Origin of the sequence: Aliikangiella marina (assembly GCF_007004765.1) — a bacterium.
Lineage (GTDB): Bacteria > Pseudomonadota > Gammaproteobacteria > Enterobacterales > Kangiellaceae > Aliikangiella > Aliikangiella marina.
The window spans coordinates 90,613-111,385 of record NZ_VIKR01000006.1; the positions used below are offsets into that span (position 1 = coordinate 90,613).

15 protein-coding genes are annotated in these 20,773 nt (G+C 42.2%); 9 read left to right on the top strand and 6 right to left on the bottom strand.

The annotated features are described in order from the left end of the window. Positions 1-182: 182 nt before the first annotated feature. The 3 genes from FLL45_RS20020 to FLL45_RS20030 all read right to left on the bottom strand — a co-directional run bounded on the left by FLL45_RS20020 (position 183) and on the right by FLL45_RS20030 (position 7,829). Complete coding sequence (locus tag FLL45_RS20020) at positions 183-3,281, bottom strand: efflux RND transporter permease subunit (protein ID WP_142943843.1); 3,099 nt, start codon at positions 3,279-3,281, stop codon at positions 183-185. After that, on the bottom strand, positions 3,282-6,518 hold the full coding sequence (locus tag FLL45_RS20025; RefSeq protein ID WP_142943844.1) for an efflux RND transporter permease subunit: 3,237 nt from the start codon (positions 6,516-6,518) through the stop codon (positions 3,282-3,284). It abuts the gene before it with no gap. A gap of 90 nt (positions 6,519-6,608) precedes the next feature. Then, positions 6,609-7,829 carry an efflux RND transporter periplasmic adaptor subunit gene (locus tag FLL45_RS20030; protein WP_142943845.1) on the bottom strand — a complete coding sequence of 407 codons (1,221 nt, stop codon included), beginning with the start codon at positions 7,827-7,829 and terminating at the stop codon, positions 6,609-6,611. Between the two features lie 412 nt (positions 7,830-8,241). Here FLL45_RS20030 and FLL45_RS20035 point away from each other — a divergent pair, with 412 nt between their 5' ends. From FLL45_RS20035 to FLL45_RS20045, 3 genes are all read left to right on the top strand, one after another. After that, complete coding sequence (locus tag FLL45_RS20035; RefSeq protein WP_142943846.1) at positions 8,242-8,598, top strand: hypothetical protein; 357 nt, start codon at positions 8,242-8,244, stop codon at positions 8,596-8,598. Between the two features lie 81 nt (positions 8,599-8,679). Next, positions 8,680-9,048 carry a hypothetical protein gene (locus FLL45_RS20040; RefSeq protein WP_142943847.1) on the top strand — a complete coding sequence of 123 codons (369 nt, stop codon included), beginning with the start codon at positions 8,680-8,682 and terminating at the stop codon, positions 9,046-9,048. A gap of 70 nt (positions 9,049-9,118) precedes the next feature. Continuing rightward, entirely contained in the window at positions 9,119-9,658 is a 540-nt protein-coding gene (locus tag FLL45_RS20045) for a hypothetical protein (RefSeq protein ID WP_142943848.1), read from the top strand. Between the two features lie 36 nt (positions 9,659-9,694). Here FLL45_RS20045 and FLL45_RS20050 read toward each other — a convergent pair whose 3' ends face one another. The 3 genes from FLL45_RS20050 to FLL45_RS20060 form a co-directional block, all read right to left on the bottom strand. Next, entirely contained in the window at positions 9,695-10,702 is a 1,008-nt protein-coding gene (locus FLL45_RS20050; RefSeq protein WP_142943849.1) for a hypothetical protein, read from the bottom strand. Between the two features lie 249 nt (positions 10,703-10,951). Continuing rightward, positions 10,952-13,072, bottom strand: a complete 2,121-nt coding sequence (locus FLL45_RS20055) for a TonB-dependent receptor plug domain-containing protein (RefSeq protein WP_142943850.1) — start codon at positions 13,070-13,072, stop codon at positions 10,952-10,954. Positions 13,073-13,119: 47 nt separating this feature from the next. Beyond that, a complete protein-coding gene (locus tag FLL45_RS20060) occupies positions 13,120-13,626 on the bottom strand; it encodes a hypothetical protein (RefSeq protein WP_142943851.1) in 507 nt (168 codons plus the stop codon). Positions 13,627-13,963: 337 nt separating this feature from the next. On the opposite strand from FLL45_RS20060, the gene FLL45_RS20065 reads away from it, so the two are divergent. The 6 genes from FLL45_RS20065 to rimI all read left to right on the top strand — a co-directional run bounded on the left by FLL45_RS20065 (position 13,964) and on the right by rimI (position 20,685). After that, positions 13,964-14,629, top strand: a complete 666-nt coding sequence (locus FLL45_RS20065; protein ID WP_142943852.1) for a TetR/AcrR family transcriptional regulator — start codon at positions 13,964-13,966, stop codon at positions 14,627-14,629. A gap of 2 nt (positions 14,630-14,631) precedes the next feature. Further along, entirely contained in the window at positions 14,632-17,088 is a 2,457-nt protein-coding gene (locus tag FLL45_RS20070; RefSeq protein ID WP_142943853.1) for an acyl-CoA dehydrogenase, read from the top strand. Between the two features lie 199 nt (positions 17,089-17,287). Next, the gene (locus FLL45_RS20075) at positions 17,288-17,977 is read left to right on the top strand and encodes a YiaD family glycine zipper/OmpA-like lipoprotein (protein WP_142943854.1); all 690 of its coding nucleotides are present in this window, start codon (positions 17,288-17,290) and stop codon (positions 17,975-17,977) included. Between the two features lie 246 nt (positions 17,978-18,223). Then, positions 18,224-19,060 (top strand): ion transporter, encoded by an 837-nt coding sequence (locus FLL45_RS20080; RefSeq protein WP_142943855.1) that lies wholly within the window; start codon positions 18,224-18,226, stop codon positions 19,058-19,060. Positions 19,061-19,190: 130 nt separating this feature from the next. Next, positions 19,191-20,207 (top strand): uracil-DNA glycosylase family protein, encoded by a 1,017-nt coding sequence (locus FLL45_RS20085; protein ID WP_142943856.1) that lies wholly within the window; start codon positions 19,191-19,193, stop codon positions 20,205-20,207. 28 nt (positions 20,208-20,235) lie between these two features. Next, positions 20,236-20,685: a ribosomal protein S18-alanine N-acetyltransferase gene (gene rimI, locus FLL45_RS20090; RefSeq protein ID WP_142943857.1), complete on the top strand. Its 450-nt coding sequence runs from the start codon at positions 20,236-20,238 to the stop codon at positions 20,683-20,685. Positions 20,686-20,773 lie beyond the last annotated feature (88 nt).

Here is a 20,773-nt window from a genome sequence, read left to right on the forward strand (position 1 = left end):
AATAGACGGCTATTTTCTTTTAATCAACTGAGCCGTGTGGGATTGGTTTGGCTGAAAAGCCATTTCATGTTTGAGATGTTGTGTCGACGGAAGATAGGATGTTGCTAATGGCATGGTTTAACGAATTATAATTAGCGTAGAAAGCACCGCCATCTGCTTGTTTAAGATGGCGGAAATAGGCTTTATTTAATGCGAGACTCGAGTCTCGCATTCGAGAAACTCCATTTGGTCCCTTTTTGGCCGACAGAGCCCCACAAGTTAGCAAAGAATTCACGCGTGTAGTCAAGAAATAAATAGATGACGGGTAAACATACAAGCGTTGTAATTGTGGAGTAACCCAATCCACCGATAACGGCTCTGGCCATTGGGAAGTAAGGCGGTCCATCTCCCCCTAATTGAGTATCACCAAGACTTAAAGGTAACAAGCCTAATATTGTTGTTAATACAGTCATTAAGATCGGCCTGATCCTATCGTTGGCTGCATGCAGTACAGCATCTTTTTTATGAAAGCCTTCTTTGCGATAGTGATTGATCCTATCAACCAATACGATGCCGTTATTTACAACGACTCCCATTAATACCAAAATTCCAATAATAGCCATCAAGGATAAGGTCGTATTAGTCACAAAGAAGTACCAGAAAACGCCAACAACAGCGTAGCCAATCGATGTGATAACGGCTATCGGAAGCATAAGCGACTCAAACAAAGCAGCCATGACGATAAAGATCATTAAGATCGCTAATAGCATATTCGTCATCATAATCTTGCCAATTTTTTCTTCACGATCAGTGCTACGGCCAAAGCCCCAGCTGTACCCTGTTGGTAGTTTGTAACCCTTCATGATTTTATTGGCTTCTTCACGAACTTTTTCAGCGGTTGTATCTGAGTAGTCGATATTTAGTCGTACCGAAGTTCGTCTGTCATAACGAACAATTTGTGGCAGAGATTGAGTAATGTTTAATTGGGCAACCGAGTCAAGTCTCACGGTATCGCTGCCGCCAGGTTGAGGGTTCGGTAACTCAATTGGTAAACCGGCAAGGTCGTTAATTGAAGCTCGCTTTTGGCCTTCAAAAGTTAAGGTAATATCTGTTTCACCAAAATCAGAACGGAAAGTTCTTAGTTGTTGCTTTCTCAATGCGATAGAGACATTGGTTGCGACTGTTTCAGGCGTTAGACTTAACTGATTTAACTTGGTTGAATTCAGTACTATCTTGACTTCTTGAGTGCCGTTTCTCGCGCTCGGTTTTACCGCTGTAACCCCCTCAATCGTTTGCAGGAGCGGTGTGACCGCTTGAGCAAGATCGAGAAGTGTTTGGGTATCTTCACCATTGATACCGATCGTTAAAGCGTCTTGACTGCCAGTGCGTTGACGATCAAAGCCAGGGTCGCCAATAGCAATCTTTGGCATATTTTTCTCGATGAAGGCTTTAATCTCTTTATTCGTCTTAGTCCGCAGGTCATCGTCAACTAACAGTAATGTCGAACCGGCGGCATTATTAGTGTAATAAGAATAGACATTCTTGATATCAAGTTCTTGTTGATTGGCGTATAAGAAGTCTTCGATTCGGTCAACATTTTGCTCAACTTTTTCAAGTTCATAGTTACCTTGAATTCGGTAATCCATATAAAGGCGAGTTCGCTCTTCTTCCGGAAACATTTCACTTTTAACGAAGGTGCCAGGAATAATCACTGTCGCAAACATACTGATTACGAGTAGTCCTGCAACAACAGGGTGTGTCATCAACCAAGTCAGAAATGCTGAGTAACGACCATGTTCTTTAACCGTATCAGTGTGACTAATCGTCATATCTCGTGATTTGATTTTGCTTAAACACAAAGGAATGATAGTGGTCGCAATAAATAATGAAGCAGCCAAGGATATAACAATCGTGGTTGCGACGTGGCTCAAGAAAACGGTGATATCCATTTTTTCACCAATAATATTGGGTAAGAAAACGATAGCCGTGGTGATCGTCCCTGCAACAACCGGAATACCAACATCCTTAACGCCTTTAATGGTTGCTTCGATCGGTTTGTCTGGCATTTGTTGGCGATAGCCAAATATACTCTCACTAACGACCACCGCATTATCAACAAGCATACCGATCGCTAACATAAGACCCATCATTGACAGAAGATTAAGGCTCACGTTTAAAAAGTACATCGCGGCAAAAGTAATCAACAGCGAGAAGGGGACTGCGAGGGATACAATAAGCGTTAATCTGACATCTCGTAAAAATAAAAACAAAACGATCGTCGATAAGATAAAACCAATCAATCCTGACTGAGCGATATCATTGAGTGAACTGACAACACCATCGGCTTGGTTTTCCATCACGAAAAGCTTTATCCCTTCAAAGTCTGGTAGCTCTTCGATCCGTTTCATTTCCTCAACGACTGCATTTGCTGTTTCAACTAAGTTTGCCCCAGCTTCTCTAGCGACATTAATGCCGACTGCATATTTTCTGTCGAGGTGGCGACCAATTTCGATCTCTTCTTTATCAAATTTGATTCGCGCAATATCTGAGAGCTTTAATCCTTGGTTGTTAACGATGAAATTTTCAATATCTTCAATACCACCAAATTGCTGGTTAATCGTGATTCGCGTACTACTATTTTCATTTTCAACTTCACCGGCTGAAATCAAGCTGTTCGTTCCTTGTAATCGCTGAAGTAAGCTCACGGTATCAATACCATAAGCAGCGATCCTCTCTGGGATTAATTCTATTTGATAGGTTTTTGGTGCAACGCCGTGAATATCGACTCGAGACACGCCAGGAATTCTTTCTAATCGTTGTTTAAGTTGGCGATTAAGTACTTGGTAGGCGTCACTTAAGTCGTTGTCAGCAGACAGACGAGCTTCTAAGATCGGTTGATCATTTGTACTTCCTGTAAATATAAAAACTCTGCGTAAGTCCGAAGGAAGTTCATTTTTAATCGCGTCAACTTTTTCCCTTGCTTCGATACCTTTTAGCTTGGCATTCACACCCCAATCAAAAAGCATGAACACTTGCGAGCGTTCTCCATTACTAAAGGATTGCATTTGCTCAATTGAGCCAATAGTCGCTAGCGCTTCTTCAAGTGGCTTAGTGATGTTCTGTTCCATTTCTTCAGGAGAGGAACCCGGATAGTTAGCCTGAACGAATACGCCCGGAAACTGAACCGTTGGAAAAAACTCCAACGGTAGAAGTCGGCTTGCAGATAAGCCCATAACAACCGCACAGATAAAAATCATGGAGACGGTAACTGGGCGTTTTAAAGCAAATTTAGTGAACCACATTTATTGTGCCTCCTGCTCAAACACAACTTGGTTTTGATAATTCTTACGATCCAGTATCTGGTACATCACTGGAATAACCACCAATGTTAATAAGGTTGATGCGAGCAAACCACCGATGACCGTAATTGCCATTGGGGCTCTAACCTCGGCACCATCTCCGAGTCCCATAGCAAGTGGAATCATGCCCAGTGTTGTTGTCAAGGTTGTCATTAAAATCGGTCTCAGCCTTGATTCAGCAGCTTGGGTTATGGCTTCTACTTTATCGATGCCTTCGTGTCTCAATTGATTGATTCTGTCGATTAAGACGATGGCATTATTAACCACGATACCCGCTAGCATTATCAGTCCTAAGAATACCACGACGCTTAACTCGGTATTGGTAACGACAAGCGCAAAAACTGCACCAATAGCCGCCAAGGGTATACTCAGCAGTATAATGAATGGATGGAGCAATGACTCAAACTGCGAGGCCATAACTAAATACACTAAAAATATTGCTAGCGCTAAAGCCATCAGTAATGAGTTATAACTGCGTTCCATTTCTTCACTTTGGCCGCCATACTGCATATTTATTCCATAGGGCAAACGCAAATCATTCAAAATGGTTTTCGCTTCCGCAACGGCTTCGCCGATTCCACCATACTGAATTTGTCCTTCAACCAAGATAACCCGTTGTTGATCGATTCGCATTATTTCACTCGGTCCTTGAGTTTCTACGATCTCAGCAACAGCTTGGAGCGGAATAGGACGAGGACTATTAGGATTGATGATTAAGTTTCTGACGTCATCGAGTTCATCTCGCGCCGAATCTTCAAGTCTGACGAGCACCTCAATTTGTTGTTCACGAAGGCGATATCGCGTGGCTTTGTTACCGCGGATCGCATTAACAACTGCGTTGTTTGCTTGTTCAATCGAAAGTCCTAACTGCGCCATACGTTCTTGATCGAAAGTTATTTGTGCTTCTGGGTAGCCTTGCTTCATATTAGTATGAAGATCGATAAATCGATCGGATTTTGACAAGTTGGTAACAATGCGATCGGCGGCTTGTTTCAGCGAGTCAATTTCAAAACCATAAACTTCAATGCTCAGTGGGGTAGTAAAGCTAAATAGTTGAGGTCTTTCTGCATCAGCACTTAGTCCGTTACTTTCTTTCGCCAAAAACTCTCGAATCTGAGTCAATAGGCGGTTTTCATCTTCTCGCGAATAACCATCCTCTAATATTAGGGTAAACTCAGCTTGGTTTTCGCCTTCTTGCTCTGGGTTTGCAGTAAGCTTGTTGCCAACACCGGCAGTAGCAAAAACTTCTTTAACGCCATCAATTTCATATAATCCAGATGACAACGCGATAACTTTTTGGTCGGTTAATTCAATTGCTGTTCCTGGCGGATACTGCACTCTTACAACGAATTCTCCCTGCGCCATTTCCGGAAGGACAACTCGCGAAAGGTCGTTTACTAAAAACGCACTCAGTCCGAGAAAACCAAACGCAATGGCTAGGGTTAAGGTTTTCGCTTTCAATGCACCGACTAGGAGAAGGTGGTACCAGTTTGCAATCAGTTTGAATAGACGGTTGAATCCTCCATGGAGAGGCTTGAATGGTAAGCTAAATAACCAAGCGATCAATCTTCCAAGAGATTTAAGGCCGAGAATTATTGTTGCGATAAGCAATACGATAAGCTCAGGGATCAATAGGAGAGTGCGTTTCAGCGGCGAACGTTTTTGTCGCTCAAGTACTGGCGTATCAAGTTTCGGCTTGGCGCTTGTTGCAGCCATAGTCGGAATCAAAGTTAACGCGACTGCGAGTGACACAATGAGAGAAAAAGTGATGGTTAACCCTTGGTCTCTAAACAATTGACCCGCGATGCCCTCAACAAACACCAGCGGTAAGAACACTGCGATTGTGGTCATCGTTGACGCAGTGATGGCGCCCGAAACTTCTGACGCTCCTTCGAGTGCTGCCTGCGCGTAAGAGAGGCCTTGTTCCCGTTTTCGGGCGATATTCTCAAGTACAACGATTGCATTGTCGACCAGCATTCCAACGGCAAGCGCTAGTCCACCTAATGACATAATATTCATATCAATATCGGCAGCGAACATTAAATTGAAAGTAATAATTACTGAGAACGGAATAGTCAGGGAGATGATAAAAGTTGGCAACGCCTGACCTAAGAACAGATAGATGACTATCATCGCCAAAACGCCACCGAGCAATGCCGACTTAAGCAAATCATTGATTGCTTGATTAATAAACTTAGACGCATCTGTTAAGACAATGAGCTCCATATTTTCAGGAATATCTTTCTTCAGTCGATCAAGTTGGGCACTCATGGCTTCAGCGACTTTAACCGTGTTGGCATCACCCTCTTTATATATCGCAAGCTCAACCGCTTGTTCACCATTGTGACGAATGATAGCGGTTGGGTCTTTATAGGTGAATTTTATTTCAGCGATATCTTTTAAACGAACCACTCGTTGTTGTTTTGACAAGATGATCGTATTGGCAAAATCATCCATCGAGCGATATTCATTGAAAGTTCTGACGAGTAGCTGTTGCTGACCATTTCGAATTTGCCCACCGCTCATATTAATATTTTGAGTCCGCAAACGGTTGGCAATATCGGCAACGGTAATATCAAGTTGGGCGAGTTGTGATTGATCTAATAGTATTTGAATTTCATCTTCAAGTCCGCCGCTCGCTTTAGCTGCGGCAACCCCCTCTATTGTCTCTAATCGTCTGGAAAGTTTGAGGTCGGCATAGCGACGCAAATTAGAGAGTGATGCTACTGGATCGTCGCCTTCCTTGAGGGTTTGGCTCAGACTCATCCGGATGATCGGTTCATTGTTCGGATTGAACCTTAAAAGAGAGGGTGATGGCACTTCGAGCGGCAGTTGCACTTGTTCCATTTTTTCACGGACATCGAGGCTCGCGACATCGATATCAGTCCCCCAAAAAAACTCTAAGTAAATATCAGAGCGACCGGCTTTTGAGACCGAGCGTAACTGCCTCAATCCCTTAATGGTGCCTAAAGCGCCCTCAAGAGGTCGGGTAATCAAATTTTCAACTTCAGCTGGTGCTGCACCTTCAAAGTCAGTGCGAACGGTTAAAGTAGGGTACGTGAGTTCTGGCAGAAGATTAAAACCGAGGCGGTTAACCAGAACTAAACCAAAAACCAAGGCGGCCAAAGTAAACATTGCGACGGTAACAGGCCGACGAATTGCGATGGCAATTAGATTCATAATAATTCCTTTGTGTTAGACCAGACTCACTCGTTAGCGAGATTTAATCTGGTCTTTTGTTGATTTTGGCGGACTATTAACTAACTGAATTTAAGGATTGGAGGCGACGTCAGACTCAGAAGTTTCGGGCTTTTTTTCAGCTAATTGCTCTTCGTTACCAACGACCTCAATCAAAGATTCATGTTTTAGAATCTGTTGACCAGTTGTTACCACTTGGTCGTTCTCAGCTAAACCGTCAACGATTTCAACGATACCGTTATGCTTGAAGCCAATCTTTACGGGAGTTTGCATTGCTTTGTTGTCTCTAACAACGAAAACGTGGCTGCGGTTATCTTGAGTAATAATCGCTTGCTGCTTAACTAATAGGCTATCTTCATGAACATCAAAAACAACTTCTACTTTGCCAAACATGCCAGATTTCAGGTTATTTGCCGAGTTATCGAGTTTTGCCAGCACTTTAAATGTACCGGTATCAGTATCGATCGCCGGACGAATGCGTTCAATCTCCCCAACTATCATCTGGTCATCAAGCGCATCAACGGCAAGTAGAATATTTTGACCTTTTTTAACACGATTCAACTCTCTTTCTGGAAGATGAAGAACGGCCTTCAGTGACATAGGGTCAACGATTTTAAATAAAATGTCACTCTCGCGAATCAGGTTACCTGGTTTAACCATTCTTTCAGTGATTACACCGTCAATGGGTGCTTTAATGCTCGCATATTGCAGCTTTAACTTTGAAACTTGATATTGGGCTTGTTGAGACTCGTATTCAAATCGCGCTCTGTCGAGCGCATCAGAGCTACCCAGTTTACGATTGAATAGCGCTTGCTGGCGATCAAGCTCTTTTTTAAGCTTTTTCATGGTTGCTTCTAGCTGAGCGACCTCTAAGGATAACATTTCAACATCCAGTTGTGCCAAAAGTTGTCCTTTAGTGACGGTATCGCCTTCTTCAACCAGAATATCTTGAAGTATACCGGTAGAACGAGCGACAACCTGTGCATCTTGCTCTGCTTCAAGCGTGGTGATCGTTCTATAAGTTTGTTGGATATCACCGCGCTGAACAGAGACGACTTCGACTGGTACTGGCGGCTTTTCTTTTTTGTCTTTAGCTTGCTTGTCGTTGCTTGCTGTTTTGTCGTCAGCTTTATCTTTATCTGACTTTTCTTCAGTTTGCTCAGATTTAGCTTGTTTGTCGTCTGACTTGCCGCTATCACTACAAGCTGTTGTTAGAACTGACAAACCCAACAAAAATGAGAATAGTGCGACCTTTGACATAGAACCTGAATTGTTAAGTAACTGTTTCATCATTAAACCTTTCCAGCGCCTTGTATTGATATTCTGTTTATCTTGATAGCGAAAAATTTTCGCCGCTATGTATCAATTGCTCTTTTGCAGAATGTGTGCCAAATCTTGAATTCTTTGAGCACTCCAGCAAACACCCTATGTTCTGTAGGTGTATGCTGTATTATATGACTATAACACCTTTCAAATTATGTGTAAGATGTAACAAAGTTTGAATGGCTATAGCAAACATCGCCAATTAATAGTGATATTGACGATGAAAAACGGGTTTTGGTTCTAAAAATTGCCTTATTTGACAGAATTTACGTATAGAAAGTTGTTTCGGATTGGTAACAAGGGATTATTGTAAGTTTCGTTTAGGGAAAATAATGTTGTAAAATCAGTGATTTAAAACGTCCTAAGCCTAATAAGAAGTAGTATGAGTGATTTCAAACTAAAACCACTGAGCAAGATCGAGTCTGAAGACGGTGTTGTTTATGAATTCAATCCAATTTACAGCTGGTTTCTAATTTTATGCATAATCTTGCTAGTGGTAAGTTTCATTTTACAAAATGAGTCTTTCTCGGTATTCGTATACAGTGTCTTTTTTATCTATTTTGGATTAAAAGTGACCTTGGGAAGCCAGTATTCGAGAGAGATCAGACTCGCGATAAAAGCAAAAAATGCAGAAATTAAGGGTAATCGTTATTCCTTCAGTGAGCCGATGTCGATTGTTGTTAAGACACATCTCAATGATGAAGACAAACCGGAAGAAGTTGACCAAGGGCGCGATTGAATAATTCCAAAAGATTAAACGAAACACGATGCAACAAACGAATATGAAGCAAAATAGCCGCGGGGTTAAGGAGAATAGCATTTGAACAAGATTTTGGTGTTTGGGTTATCAGTTTTCATTATGCTTTTTCCTTTGGGGGTTAGTGCGGCTGAAAAAAGTAACATGATAGTGTTAATTAGCATTCCCATTGCCTTGGTAACCTTTATCGTTTGTATCTCATTAGCTTTAATGGCCAAAAAGAAAGAAATGTTGATCGCCATAGGCTTTTTAAACCTGCCTAATTGGTTATTTTGTTTGAAAACATTGTTAGTCGGATTAGCTGCGGGGGCCACTGATAATCAAGTGATATTCATTACTATGGCTTGTGTTATTTTTGTCTCGTCAATTATTCCATTCTGGGTTTTGATTCGGCGTAAAGGCTTGCTCGAAGAAACCAACACTGAAGGATAATATTTAGGCTAGTTAAAGAGCTTGTTGATCACTGCTTATGATACGCTTTATCTTGATAGGACTTCTTTTTATGATTCATTTTGAGTCTTTATCAGGTCAGCCCGCGATATTATCAAGTCAAGGTGATTCTCAAACGCCAAATACCCCTATTAAGAGTGGGCAAGCAGAACCAGAACAGTCCAATGAAACCTTGTCCAACAAAAATCAGTCTAATCAAACCGGGTCCAATAAAACTGGGCCTAATCAAGCCGAGTCGAACAAAAGGCAATCGGTTGTTAATGGGCCTGCGGCACTCAGCTCTATCTTACCGCCTGTTTACGAGATGAGTTTTCGACCTGGCCTTGAATTAATCACAGTATCTGCACTTCTCGATATTTCTGACCGAGGAGAAGTCACAAGAATTGCTGAACTGCAAATAACGCCTGATGACTTAGCAAAAGATGAGATCATTCGTGCTATCTTCCTGGCTAAATTTATACCGCAAATTGATCGAGAAAATCCGATCGAAACGGAAAACTTTGTTTTCGAATGGCAATTTAAAGTGAAACGCTTGCCAAATTTAAAATTAGACTCTGAAATAGAGCTAGAACTCGACTTGAATATCAATTAATTTGTTCATTATATTTTTCGAAAGCTGTGTTTGAATTTAACGTACCGTGATTAAAAAGTCTCCCACCTGACCCAGTGTTCCATTTGAAGATTTAACCGATGAAGTAGCAATCAGTTGGTTGTTGTCTCGATAACGTTTAGTTGCGTAAGCGGCATCAAGAGAAATTGAAGCTATCTTAGTTTCAACTAGATTAACTATCTGTTGATTGCCGAGCTGATCGAATGATAAAAGCGAAAGCTGGCTGTAGACTTCATCTTCAATATCGATAACATTATCGGTATTTGCGTCATATTGTTTGAGCGCTGCGAACCCATCTTTAGAGCCGCCAGCATCGCCAAATAACTCAAGTCCATTGTCGATTTTACCATTCAAATTTTTATCAAAGGCCAAGAAGTAATTATCTTGAGCGGGCGAATAAAAGCGGTCGATTAATCCATTTGCATCTAAGTCAAGACTGACTTCATTGGATAAATCGAAGTTAAAATCCTGGTTAGATAAGTTGATGATTAATGGGTCAACTTGCTCCGTTGCGGTTTCAATAGTTGATGTCAAACTAAAAGAGCGCGATTGAAAAAGTTCAAAAGAAAAACTCAGATTGTTAGTGTTTGCGTCAAAAGACAGGTTAATGCTTGCCTGAATTGCTTCGCTAAATTCTAAATTAAAAAATGCTCGCGAGGTTGCACCTAGGGTATCTAGGGAGAAGCTTTGGTTGGCAAAGCTTAAACTGTTTTCTATGACAAAACTCGCCGAAAAATCAAGGTTGTTTGAATAATTAGAGCGCTCTGATTTGAGCCCTTTAGTGTGCTGAGTTATTGCTTTCATTAGCTGATAGAGTAATAGGTTTTCTTTTTCAGTTGCAATGGCTTGGTTGATATTTGTTTCAGCAGCAAAGTGTGCTTCTTTCGCAGCGAGTGAAGTACTTTGCTTATTATTTCGCGGTGATGTCAAATTACGGGGTTCAAACATCTGTCTTGTTAAATTTTGTGAGTCTGATGTGACCCCAATGCCAACATTCATGGTTGGTAGGTTTATTGGTGGCAACATGGTAACCTCCATGTCTTTTCGTGGATGTCAGGAAAAACTATTCTTGCTATTCGAGTGAGTTATCGGTGCTAGAAAAACTGACTTTATTTTTTTATGAATTTTGAATAAAGAACGAAGTTTATAGAATATTGTGCGCTATAATTTTAGTGGATTTGTAGTTAATGATGTCGAATATGAGTTTATTCGCTTTTCAGTATTTTTCTTTCTTCATTGGGTTGTTTCTGACGGTATTTCCATTTCAACAATAAGCTAAAAATCGAGCCTAAAGCTCAGTAATACATTGATACCCGGGTATTCATACTGTGTGGGAAAGGTTAAGCCATCCGCACTTCGGACGGCAGGGTCAAAGTACCTATTGTTAAAAATATTGTTAATCTTAAGATTGAAGCTGGTATTGTTGCGATCAGAAAAGGAATAATTCCAAGCGATGTCGCTGACAAAATAATCGTTTACTTCGACACGAGGATTCGTCGCAGCCGTTGACCGAGCACCGACGTAACGGGCGGCGATGTAGAGGGAGGAACTTTCGTCGAGACGCCAATCGATACCTAAATTGCTTTTGTACTTGGCCGTATTAGGAACCCTTGTCTCAGTCGGCGATTGTTGTTGACTTTGTTTTGAGTCAGCTTCTTGAATCGTCAAATTAAAAAATAGTTTGGCGGATTGCCCTATTGAAAAACGATTGCGAAACTCGACGCCATACAAGTCCGCTTTACCGAAGTTTTGATTTTGAGTTTCGACCGCTCCATCATTGTCAATGTCACCGATTGGGACATTTGAAACTATCATGTCTGTCAAACGGTTGTAGTATAAAATTGACTCTAAGAAAATATCGTCCGTTGCCTGATAACCAAAACTAAACTCGAAATTATTACTTTTCTCTGGTTTCAGGTTGGGGTTAGCAATTCTAACCGTTGTTTCGGTAAATAAATCAAAACTATTGGGTGCGCGGTAAGCGCTTGCCATTAGCGTTTTTATAGTGATGCTGTCTTCTGCATAGACTAAACCAAGTCTAGGATTGAAGGTTGAACCGTAAACGTTATTATCATCATAACGAGCGCCGAGCGTAATCGAGGTATTTTGAAAAGCTACAGGTCGAAAGCGATACTGACCAAAACTACTGGCGTTTTTGTAATCGGTTGATTCTCTTTCCCCGCTAATAGCAAAAACAAGTGGAGTGTTTTGAACCGTTTCTCGACGCCGGTAGCCTGTTTCGACGTTACGAATTTCATATTGCAAACCAAGAATTAATTGTTCGCTTGAGGATATTTGATAATCCACCTCAAACTTGACCCCAGCAAGTTCAGAAAAGTGAGTGAAAGGGATAAATGCCCAGTCGCCATCGATTAGGGTATAAGAATAACTATCATCTGCAATTTCAGAGTTTCGGTAGTAGAGTTTTTCTTTAAAATTAAGTTGCTCGACTGATTGAGTCCATTCGACAAAAGCTGTCTCGGTCACTGAGTGCCAAAGCGTTCCTGGCTGTCCATTAATTTCTGTCGGCGACAGACTGTTGTCAATAGCTTGTCCCTCGCTATTTGCAAAGCCAAACAATGGTAAGCCGAACACTTCGTTGGCTGAATTAAAAAACTGTCCATAACCCATCGGCCGGTCATATCGATGATAACCTAAGTTTAATGCCTTATATGAAAGCCGACCGGTAACAGAATAGGCGTTGTCAACGTAGCTGGCAGAGTAGGCAGGGTTACGCTCTTTAAATACCGGTCCGTCAGTTTGGTACACCGAACCTGCGATACTGTATTCGATGTTATCGGTTTGTTGTCCAGCGAGAAACTTGACGGCTTGGGTATTGTAAGATCCCGATAAAATTTCTAGTTCACTGCCATTAATGTTTCTACCTTTTCGGGTTATGATATTGATAACACCACTTAGCGCGTTTGCTCCATAAAGTGCTGATGCAGGACCCCAGAGAAATTCAATGCGATCAACGTTGTGCAAGCTATACTGTGGACCGCCGAGCACATTGCCTTCCAAAATATTGTTTTCGACCACACCATCAATCAGTAATAGGGTGCGTTTGTTTTCGTCGCCATATGACCCGCGCGGTGCCCAAATCAGTGGAAAAGTACCCTGCATATCGACAAAGTCGATACCCGGTAAATCCTTTAAAAAATCCTCTAATGAGTGATAACCTCTTTGTCTAATTTCTTTGCTGGAAAGTGCATAAACGGTAGCCGGAACTGTTTTTAATGATGAAGGCGCTTTTGTTGCAGTAATGACCTCGACATTAAGAAGTTCGCTTAAAGTCATGTCAAAGATACTTTTCGATTTTTCTGCAGAGAGGACACTGCTACTTTTGGTGAGCAGAATAAAGGTAAAACATAGCGGATAAAATAGTCGTGGTATCATTGAAGTTTTAAGTTGTTCCTAAATTTCCTAGAGTATAATTATTTAAACTAGAACAACTCGATATCATCAACAATCGCTTCTTTCTCGTGGGTTTTAGCAATCAACTTTTCAATAGCAGTCTCAAAGCCCTCGCCATTTCTAATGGCGTTATAGAGTTCGTTTTCTTCGCGCATAGTGTAACTTTCCTCAATAGAGTCAAAAATATCATTCCAGCTATTTTCGTCTTTGAAGTTTTCACTGTTACTCAACACCATAATGGCTTGCTGCAAATTACTTAGTATGTGGTGAAGCCGTTGATTCATCCGATCATAAAATTGAAAGTCTATGACTGATTGCTTTACCTTTTGCTCGGTTGCGCTATGAAGCTGATTAATTGCGGTAATGTCCGGTTCATCTGAGACATTCAGCATGGTTCCAATTTCGGTGTGATGATTGACTATTTCTAAGAATAGTTTGGTGAGGTCATTAAACGGCTTTTCAGTTTCTTGTAAAGAGAGAACTAGCTGTGCTGCGGCGAGTTGGAGCAACATAAGCTGGTTGTTTTGATGACTCATTTTGGTTAATTAATCCTTTCAATCAAACAATGATATTCAACAGCTTCAGTTGAATCGGTTTAGATTGAGTATAGATAATATTTATGCAGCTGAGGTCGTAAATTCGGGATATTTTAGGGAATTTTGCATATCTTTAAAAATATTTAATAAAATCAATTGCATAGCAAAATAATTAGACCTTGCGTTAGATCATATAAAGGCAATCATACTCTTGACAGAAGATTCATTTGAACGTATGTTTCAAACAAGCGTTTAGATTTAGGCGCCTGCGCTACTGTAATTCATGACTCAAAACAATAATTGATTACGGCGCGCTTCAATAAAACAGAGAAAATGAATGCCAAAAGTAGATTCGACTAAAAACAAGATTCTTGACGCTGCAGAAGAGCTTTTTGCAGAAAGAGGATTTGCCGAAACTAGTTTACGTGTGATTACCGCGCGAGCCGAGGTGAACCTTGCTTCCGTCAACTATCACTTTGGCTCTAAAAAGTCTTTAATCCAGGCTGTATTTGAACGATTTATGGATAGCTTTACTAACCATTTGATGCGCCAAATGACAGAGCTGGAGCAAAGCCACCAACGGTTTAGCGTCGAACAAGTGCTAGAAACATTAATAAAACCCTTGATTGAGGTTGACGAGTTGCGACCTGATGGCTCATCAGTATTTATGAAGCTTTTAGGGCGTGCTTATTCGGAAACTCAGGGGCATATTCGACGGTTTGCCATGCAGAAGTACTCACACGTACTAGCTCGTTTCACTCGGATGTTACATAAGGCGGCGCCTGAAGTAGCCCCGTCAGAGATGTTTTGGCGACTCCATTTTATGCTTGGTACTTTCATTTTCACTCTCGCGGGACATGAAGCCTTGCAAGAGATCTCAATGAGTGACTTCAATGAAGAAGTCAATGTAGAACAAATAATTGGCCGCCTGGTACCGTTTTTGGCCGCCGGTTTTTCAAATCAATCCATACCAATTGCAGCCCAGTCTGTAGGAGAAGTTTAATCATGGTCACACTTACCCAATTACTCGTATTGATTGGCGTAACCTGGGGCGCAGCATACACACGTGCTCGCACAGGATCGGCGCTAGTTATCGCAGGTGCGGCATTACTTGTAATGACATTTTTTGGCGAGTTTGCACTCGTTCCTTGGTTGTTATTAGGCGCTGTCGCCATTTTGTTTTTGGCAGACGATTTACGTAAAGACAAAATTACCCGACCAATCTTTAAAATGTTCAAGAGCGTACTACCGCCAATGAACCAGACCGAGCAAGAAGCCTTAGAAGCGGGTGATGTTTGGTGGGATGGTGAATTGTTTAAAGGTCATCCTGATTGGGCGCAATTACTGGGATATAAAAAGCCAGAACTCAGCGCAGAAGAGCAAGCGTTTATTGATAATCAAGTAGAAACTGTGTGCGGCATGGTTTCAGACTGGGATATTAACTTTAAAGACAAAGATCTGCCGGTTGAAGCTTGGGACTATTTAAAGAAAGAAGGCTTTTTAGGCCTGATGATTCCGAAAAAATACGGTGGTAAGGAATTTTCTGCTCTAGCGCACTCTGCCATTGTTTCTAAACTATCAACTGCAAGCGGTGTGTTGGGTGTTTCTACTATGGTACCTAATTCTCTTGGGCCTGCTGAGCTGCTAATGCACTATGGAACCGAAGAGCAGAAGAACCATTATCTACCGCGGTTAGCTAAAGGTCAGGATATACCGTGTTTTGCTTTAACTGGGCCGACTGCAGGTTCTGATGCCGGTGCAATTCCCGATAGTGGGGTGGTGTGTAAAGGTGAATTCGAGGGTAAAGAAGTACTCGGATTAAGGCTCAACTGGAATAAGCGTTACATCACTCTGGCCCCTATCGCGACGGTGTTAGGGTTGGCGTTTAAAATGTATGACCCTGACGGTCTTTTGGGTGATCAAGAAGATATCGGCATTACTGTTGCTTTAATCCCGACATCACATCCTGGCGTTGAAACCGGTGAGCGTCATTATCCAATGGGACAAGCCTTTATGAATGGCCCAACTCGAGGCAAAGATGTCTTTATACCACTAGACTGGATTGTTGGTGGTCCTGAATTTGCCGGGAAAGGTTGGCGCATGCTAGTTGAGTGTCTGTCTGCAGGACGCGGTATCTCTTTACCGTCTTCTTCGACAGCTACTGCTAAACTGGCCTATCGAGCAACGGGTGCATACTCGGTGTTACGTGAACAATTTAAAACGCAAATTGGTAAGTTTGAAGGTGTTGAAGAGGCACTAGCACGTATTGCTGGCGCGACCTACCAATTGGAAGCTGCAAGAATTATGACCGCTGGTTCGGTCGATCTCGGGGCTAAACCTTCAGTGATTACCGCAATTGCAAAATATCACATGACCGAGTCCGCAAGAAGCGTCTTGACCGATGCGATGGACGTACATGGTGGCCGTGGTGTCATCATGGGCGAACGCAATTATTTATCGTCTGGCTATCAGTCAATGCCGATTTCAATAACGGTTGAAGGCGCAAATATTTTAACGAGAAACTTAATGATCTTCGGACAGGGGGCGGTTCGTTGTCATCCGTTCGTTTATCGCGAAATGCAAGCGGCCAACAATCCAAATGAGCAAGCTGGAATTGATGAGTTTGATTCACTGTTCTTCCGCCATATCGGCTACGGACTCAGTAACTTCATTCGTAGCTTAAGTTTGGGTGTGACGGCTGCAAAAATCGTTAAAAAACCAGTGAGCGGGCCGACAGGTCGTTTCTATCAGCAACTAACGCGCATGAGTTCTGCTCTCGCATTAGTGGCTGACCTATCAATGGCGGTACTTGGCGGAGACCTAAAACGTAAGGAAAGGTTATCGGCTCGATTAGGCGATGTACTCAGCTATCTGTATTTGAGCTCAACGGTTTTAAAATACTATGAAGATAACGGTCGCAAAGAGTCCGACCTTCCGTATGTTGAGTGGAATATTCAAAACAACTTATATTTGATGCAGAAAGCATTTAATGAGTTCTTTGATAACTTGAAGCCTGCGTGGTTGGGCGCAATGTTGCGTCGTGTCGTGTTCCCATTTGGTGCTAGTTATAAAAAGCCAAGTGATCGACTTGATCATAAAATTGTCCAGTCGATGTTCAATCAAAACGAACTTCGTGATCGCTTGACTGATGGTATTTTCATTGGTGACGAAACTTACCCGGTTGGTAGAGTTGAACATGCGTTTAATTTGGTATTAGCGACACAACCTATCGCGCTAAAAATCAAATTGGCAGTTAAAGAGGGTAAGTTAGTCCCTGCAAGAGAGTTCCCGGAAACTGTAGAGACTGCAGTAGCAGCTGGAATTTTGACTCAGCAGGAAGCTAACGACTTGCTAACAGCTGAAGCCGCTCGCCTTGATGCGATTCAAGTTGATGATTACAGCAAGGCCTATATCCGAGGCGAATTTGAAGAACCGCTAGCTAAAACCGAAGCGGCTGCTTAAGTTCTAGCCAATATATGCGTACAAAAGCCGCTCTTAATGAGCGGCTTTTTAGTTTGTGACCCTGATCACCCAAAGTTACTTCGAAAATCCAACGATCCTTGCTAAACTTTTCATCATTGTCGGTGAGCTTTTTCTGGTTTCACTGGTCATAATGGATAAGCAATCATTTGAATAGATTTTCCAATAACAAGGATAAGATATGTCTGCAAAGCGTAAAGTCGTAAAATCACGATCTAAAAATTTTTTAATCAGTCTACTAGCCAGTGGTTTAGTGTTTTCTACCATGATGGGGTGTAAGTCCATCGATCCCTATTCTGGGGAGGAGAAAACCAGTAGTGCAGTAAAGTTTGGTGCTATTGGTGCTGCAGTGTGCGGTATTATAGGCTCTCGTGATTCCTCTAAGCATGCGCGAAATGCCGCTCTCGGTTGTGGCTTGATTGGTGCGTCTATTGGCGCTTACATGGATGCTCAGGAGAAAAAGCTGCGTAAAGAACTCGCCGCGACTGGCGTCAGTGTAAAAAGAGAAGGTGATGATATTCGCTTGATTATGCCTGGCAACATTACTTTTGAAACAAACAAATCTGATGTCCAGCAAGATTTCTATCCAGTACTTAACTCTGTCGCTGTTGTGCTTAAAGAATACGAGAAAACCATTGTTGAAGTGGAAGGACACACTGATTCAACCGGTTCTTACCAATACAATGTCGGCTTATCTGAGCGACGTGCCTCCGAAGTTTCAGATTATTTGAAGCAGGGTGGCGTCATTTCTCAGCGCTTGGTTGTGGTTGGCCGTGGACCTGCAGTGCCACTAGCGTCCAATGATTCGGCAGAGGGGCGAGCGCAAAACCGTCGTGTTGAGATTCGAATTCGTGCGATAGAAGCCGGCTAAAGACGAATTTAAAAGAAAAAACTTGATGAAAGCCGCAGTTTGCGGCTTTTTTGTTTTCAGCGACAAGATTTATTTGCATCGGCAAACCAAAAGCGCTTCACGCCTGAAAAGCTTGCTCCTGGTAAAATCAAGCGAGACAAGTCCAACCTGCATGGAGTAGACTAATCAATGCTGAGATAGTGCTCACTACTGAACACTAAGAAGACAGCAAACTAAAGCATTTTCAAGAAAAAAAAAGATATTCAGATGCCGAGAAGAATCAAGCGATTTGACCAAGGGGAGCCTTTATCTCCTTGGCGTGAAAATATCCATGAAATTATTTTTGAAGCCGATACTCTGCAAGGTAAAGCTTTCGACGTTTTTCTAATTGTCGCAATAATACTCAGTGTAATCGCGGTAATGTTAGAGAGTGTTGCCACAATTCGCTACGAATATGGATTTTGGCTCGATTTAGCGGAATGGTCATTCACGATTATGTTTACCATTGAATATATTTTTCGCCTGATATGTGTCCGCAAACCCTGGCTTTACGCGCGCAGCTTTTTGGGTATCGTTGATTTGATATCAATTTTACCTAGCTACATAAGCTTGATGTACACTGGCGCCGAGACACTATTAGTCATTCGAGTGCTCAGGGTGTTGCGTATTTTTCGAATTTTTAAATTAGCTGAGTACTTGGGTGAAGCGGAAGCGTTAATCAAAGCAATGCGTTCTAGTCGCAAGAAAATAATGGTATTTCTCTATACAATATTCCTCTTTGTGGTGATTTTCGGCTCAATAATGTATTTAGTTGAGGGAGAGGAGTCGGGGTTTACCAGTATTCCTCGCTCCGTATATTGGGCGATAATTACTTTAACCACGGTCGGATACGGTGATATCGTTCCGCAAACTAATATCGGTCAGATGATAGCAGCGGCAGTCATGATTATGGGTTATGCCATCATTGCGGTGCCAACGGGGATCTATAGTACTGAGCTGCTAAAGGCTTACAGAGAGACTACTAACACAGCGTGCATTAACTGCGGTGAAGAAGGGCATGATAACGATGCTGAGTTTTGTAAATTTTGTGGCGAAAAACTATAATTTGAAACTCGCGGTCAATCACCAGTCATGCTCGCCAGTGAAATTTATTAAAGCTGATATTGCCGAATGTGCATTGTCGATTATCTGCGCCAACACTACTAACCAAGCGAGAAACTAGTTTTAGAGAATAATGAGTAACTCAGTAAACAGCCTACTATCTGAATCAGAGAGGTTTGCTTATTTGCAGGCGATGGGAATCACCTTGTGGATTCCAAGAGAGCAAGAAGTTTCTCAAGAGTTGTCGCCCTCAAATGAAGTTGCCCCAAAACTTACTCCAACTCAAGTGGGCGACTCTGAGCCGAGCCTCATTGCTGACCAAGCGAACTATGTTGGTACAGAGATATCTGACAAAGAGAATTCTGACTCAGACATTTCTGACATAGAGAATAGTCGCACAGAAAACATCCAATCAAAAACTATCGATACGGATAAGCTAACGGCTACAAACAATGACGCTGAAAAAAACGATGTTGAACAAATCGATATAGCCGTCACACCAGCTGTGGATATATCCGAAAACCCAGCGCAGATTAGCTCTGGCGCTGATTCAGCGATTGCCGAACCGTATCAAAAAAATATAGCGGTCGAGGAGAATGTTAACAAAGAGTCGGCAGCGGATAACTCATTGGCTGAAGAATCGCGCTCAACAGCGCAAAGCAACATTGCTCATTTTGTAAAAATCGTGCCCTGGCAATCAGGAGCGCCTTCAAATGATTCTTTGTTGATCATTTGTCGGCACCAAGTTGACCAACCTGCGCAGAGTTTTGCGCGTCCAAGCTCTCCGAGTCAATTTATGATGGATTATATTGCCGCACTCCAGTCATTGAGAGATGAAGACGATCCTTGTTTTGTCCGGTTAGGTCACTTGTCACAAGCAGGGCTTGGTAAGGACTGCGTCTCTTTTGACACGGTATTAACTGACATCAACCCGAAAGTGACGCTCATATTAGGTGAAGAAACAGTCGCCGAGCTTTTTGATAGTCAAACCAAAGTCGCAGATGTGCGAGGTAAGAAGCTTTCCTTGCCAGATGGCAGACCCTGTATAGTCAGCTACCATCCATATAGCCTCATTAAGAACCCCCAATTAAAGCCCTTAGCTTTGGAGGATTTAAAGCTGGTTAAGATGCTCGTTGAGCAAAGTCGTTAATTGGCCTCTCGATTAAGCGGATTCGGTTTTGAGTAGGCACTTTCAGTTTAAAGCAGCAAGTGAAGAAGAAGCGACTTTGATCATAGAGATTGAGTTAGCGGTCCATCTTAAGCCTTGGTCTCCCGCTCAAGTATCCGCGGGCATTTCTCGATATTTGGCTTGGTCGATTTATGAACAAAAAGTGCTTGCTGGCTATATGTTTGTATTGCCACTGGCTGATGATTGGGAGCTAATCAATATTGCTATCGCGAAAGCCTATCAGCAGCAAGGTGTCGCCAAAAAGGCACTCGCTTTTCTCAAAGCACAAGCTATGACGCAAGGGGTTGGGCGAGTGTTGCTTGAGGTCAGAGAATCTAATCTTGCTGCGCTCAAGCTTTATCAATCAGCTGGTTTTAGCATTGATGGTCGAAGAAAAAACTATTATCGGTCTAATAAGCAAACCGAAGACGCGATTTTAATGTCTTGCGTGCTGAGCTAATAGTTGAAAATAGAAGATAACCGCCAGTTTGAAGGTCGATGTTGCTTGAGATGCGTGGTAGAAACATTAGTGGTTTCGATGGGAACTC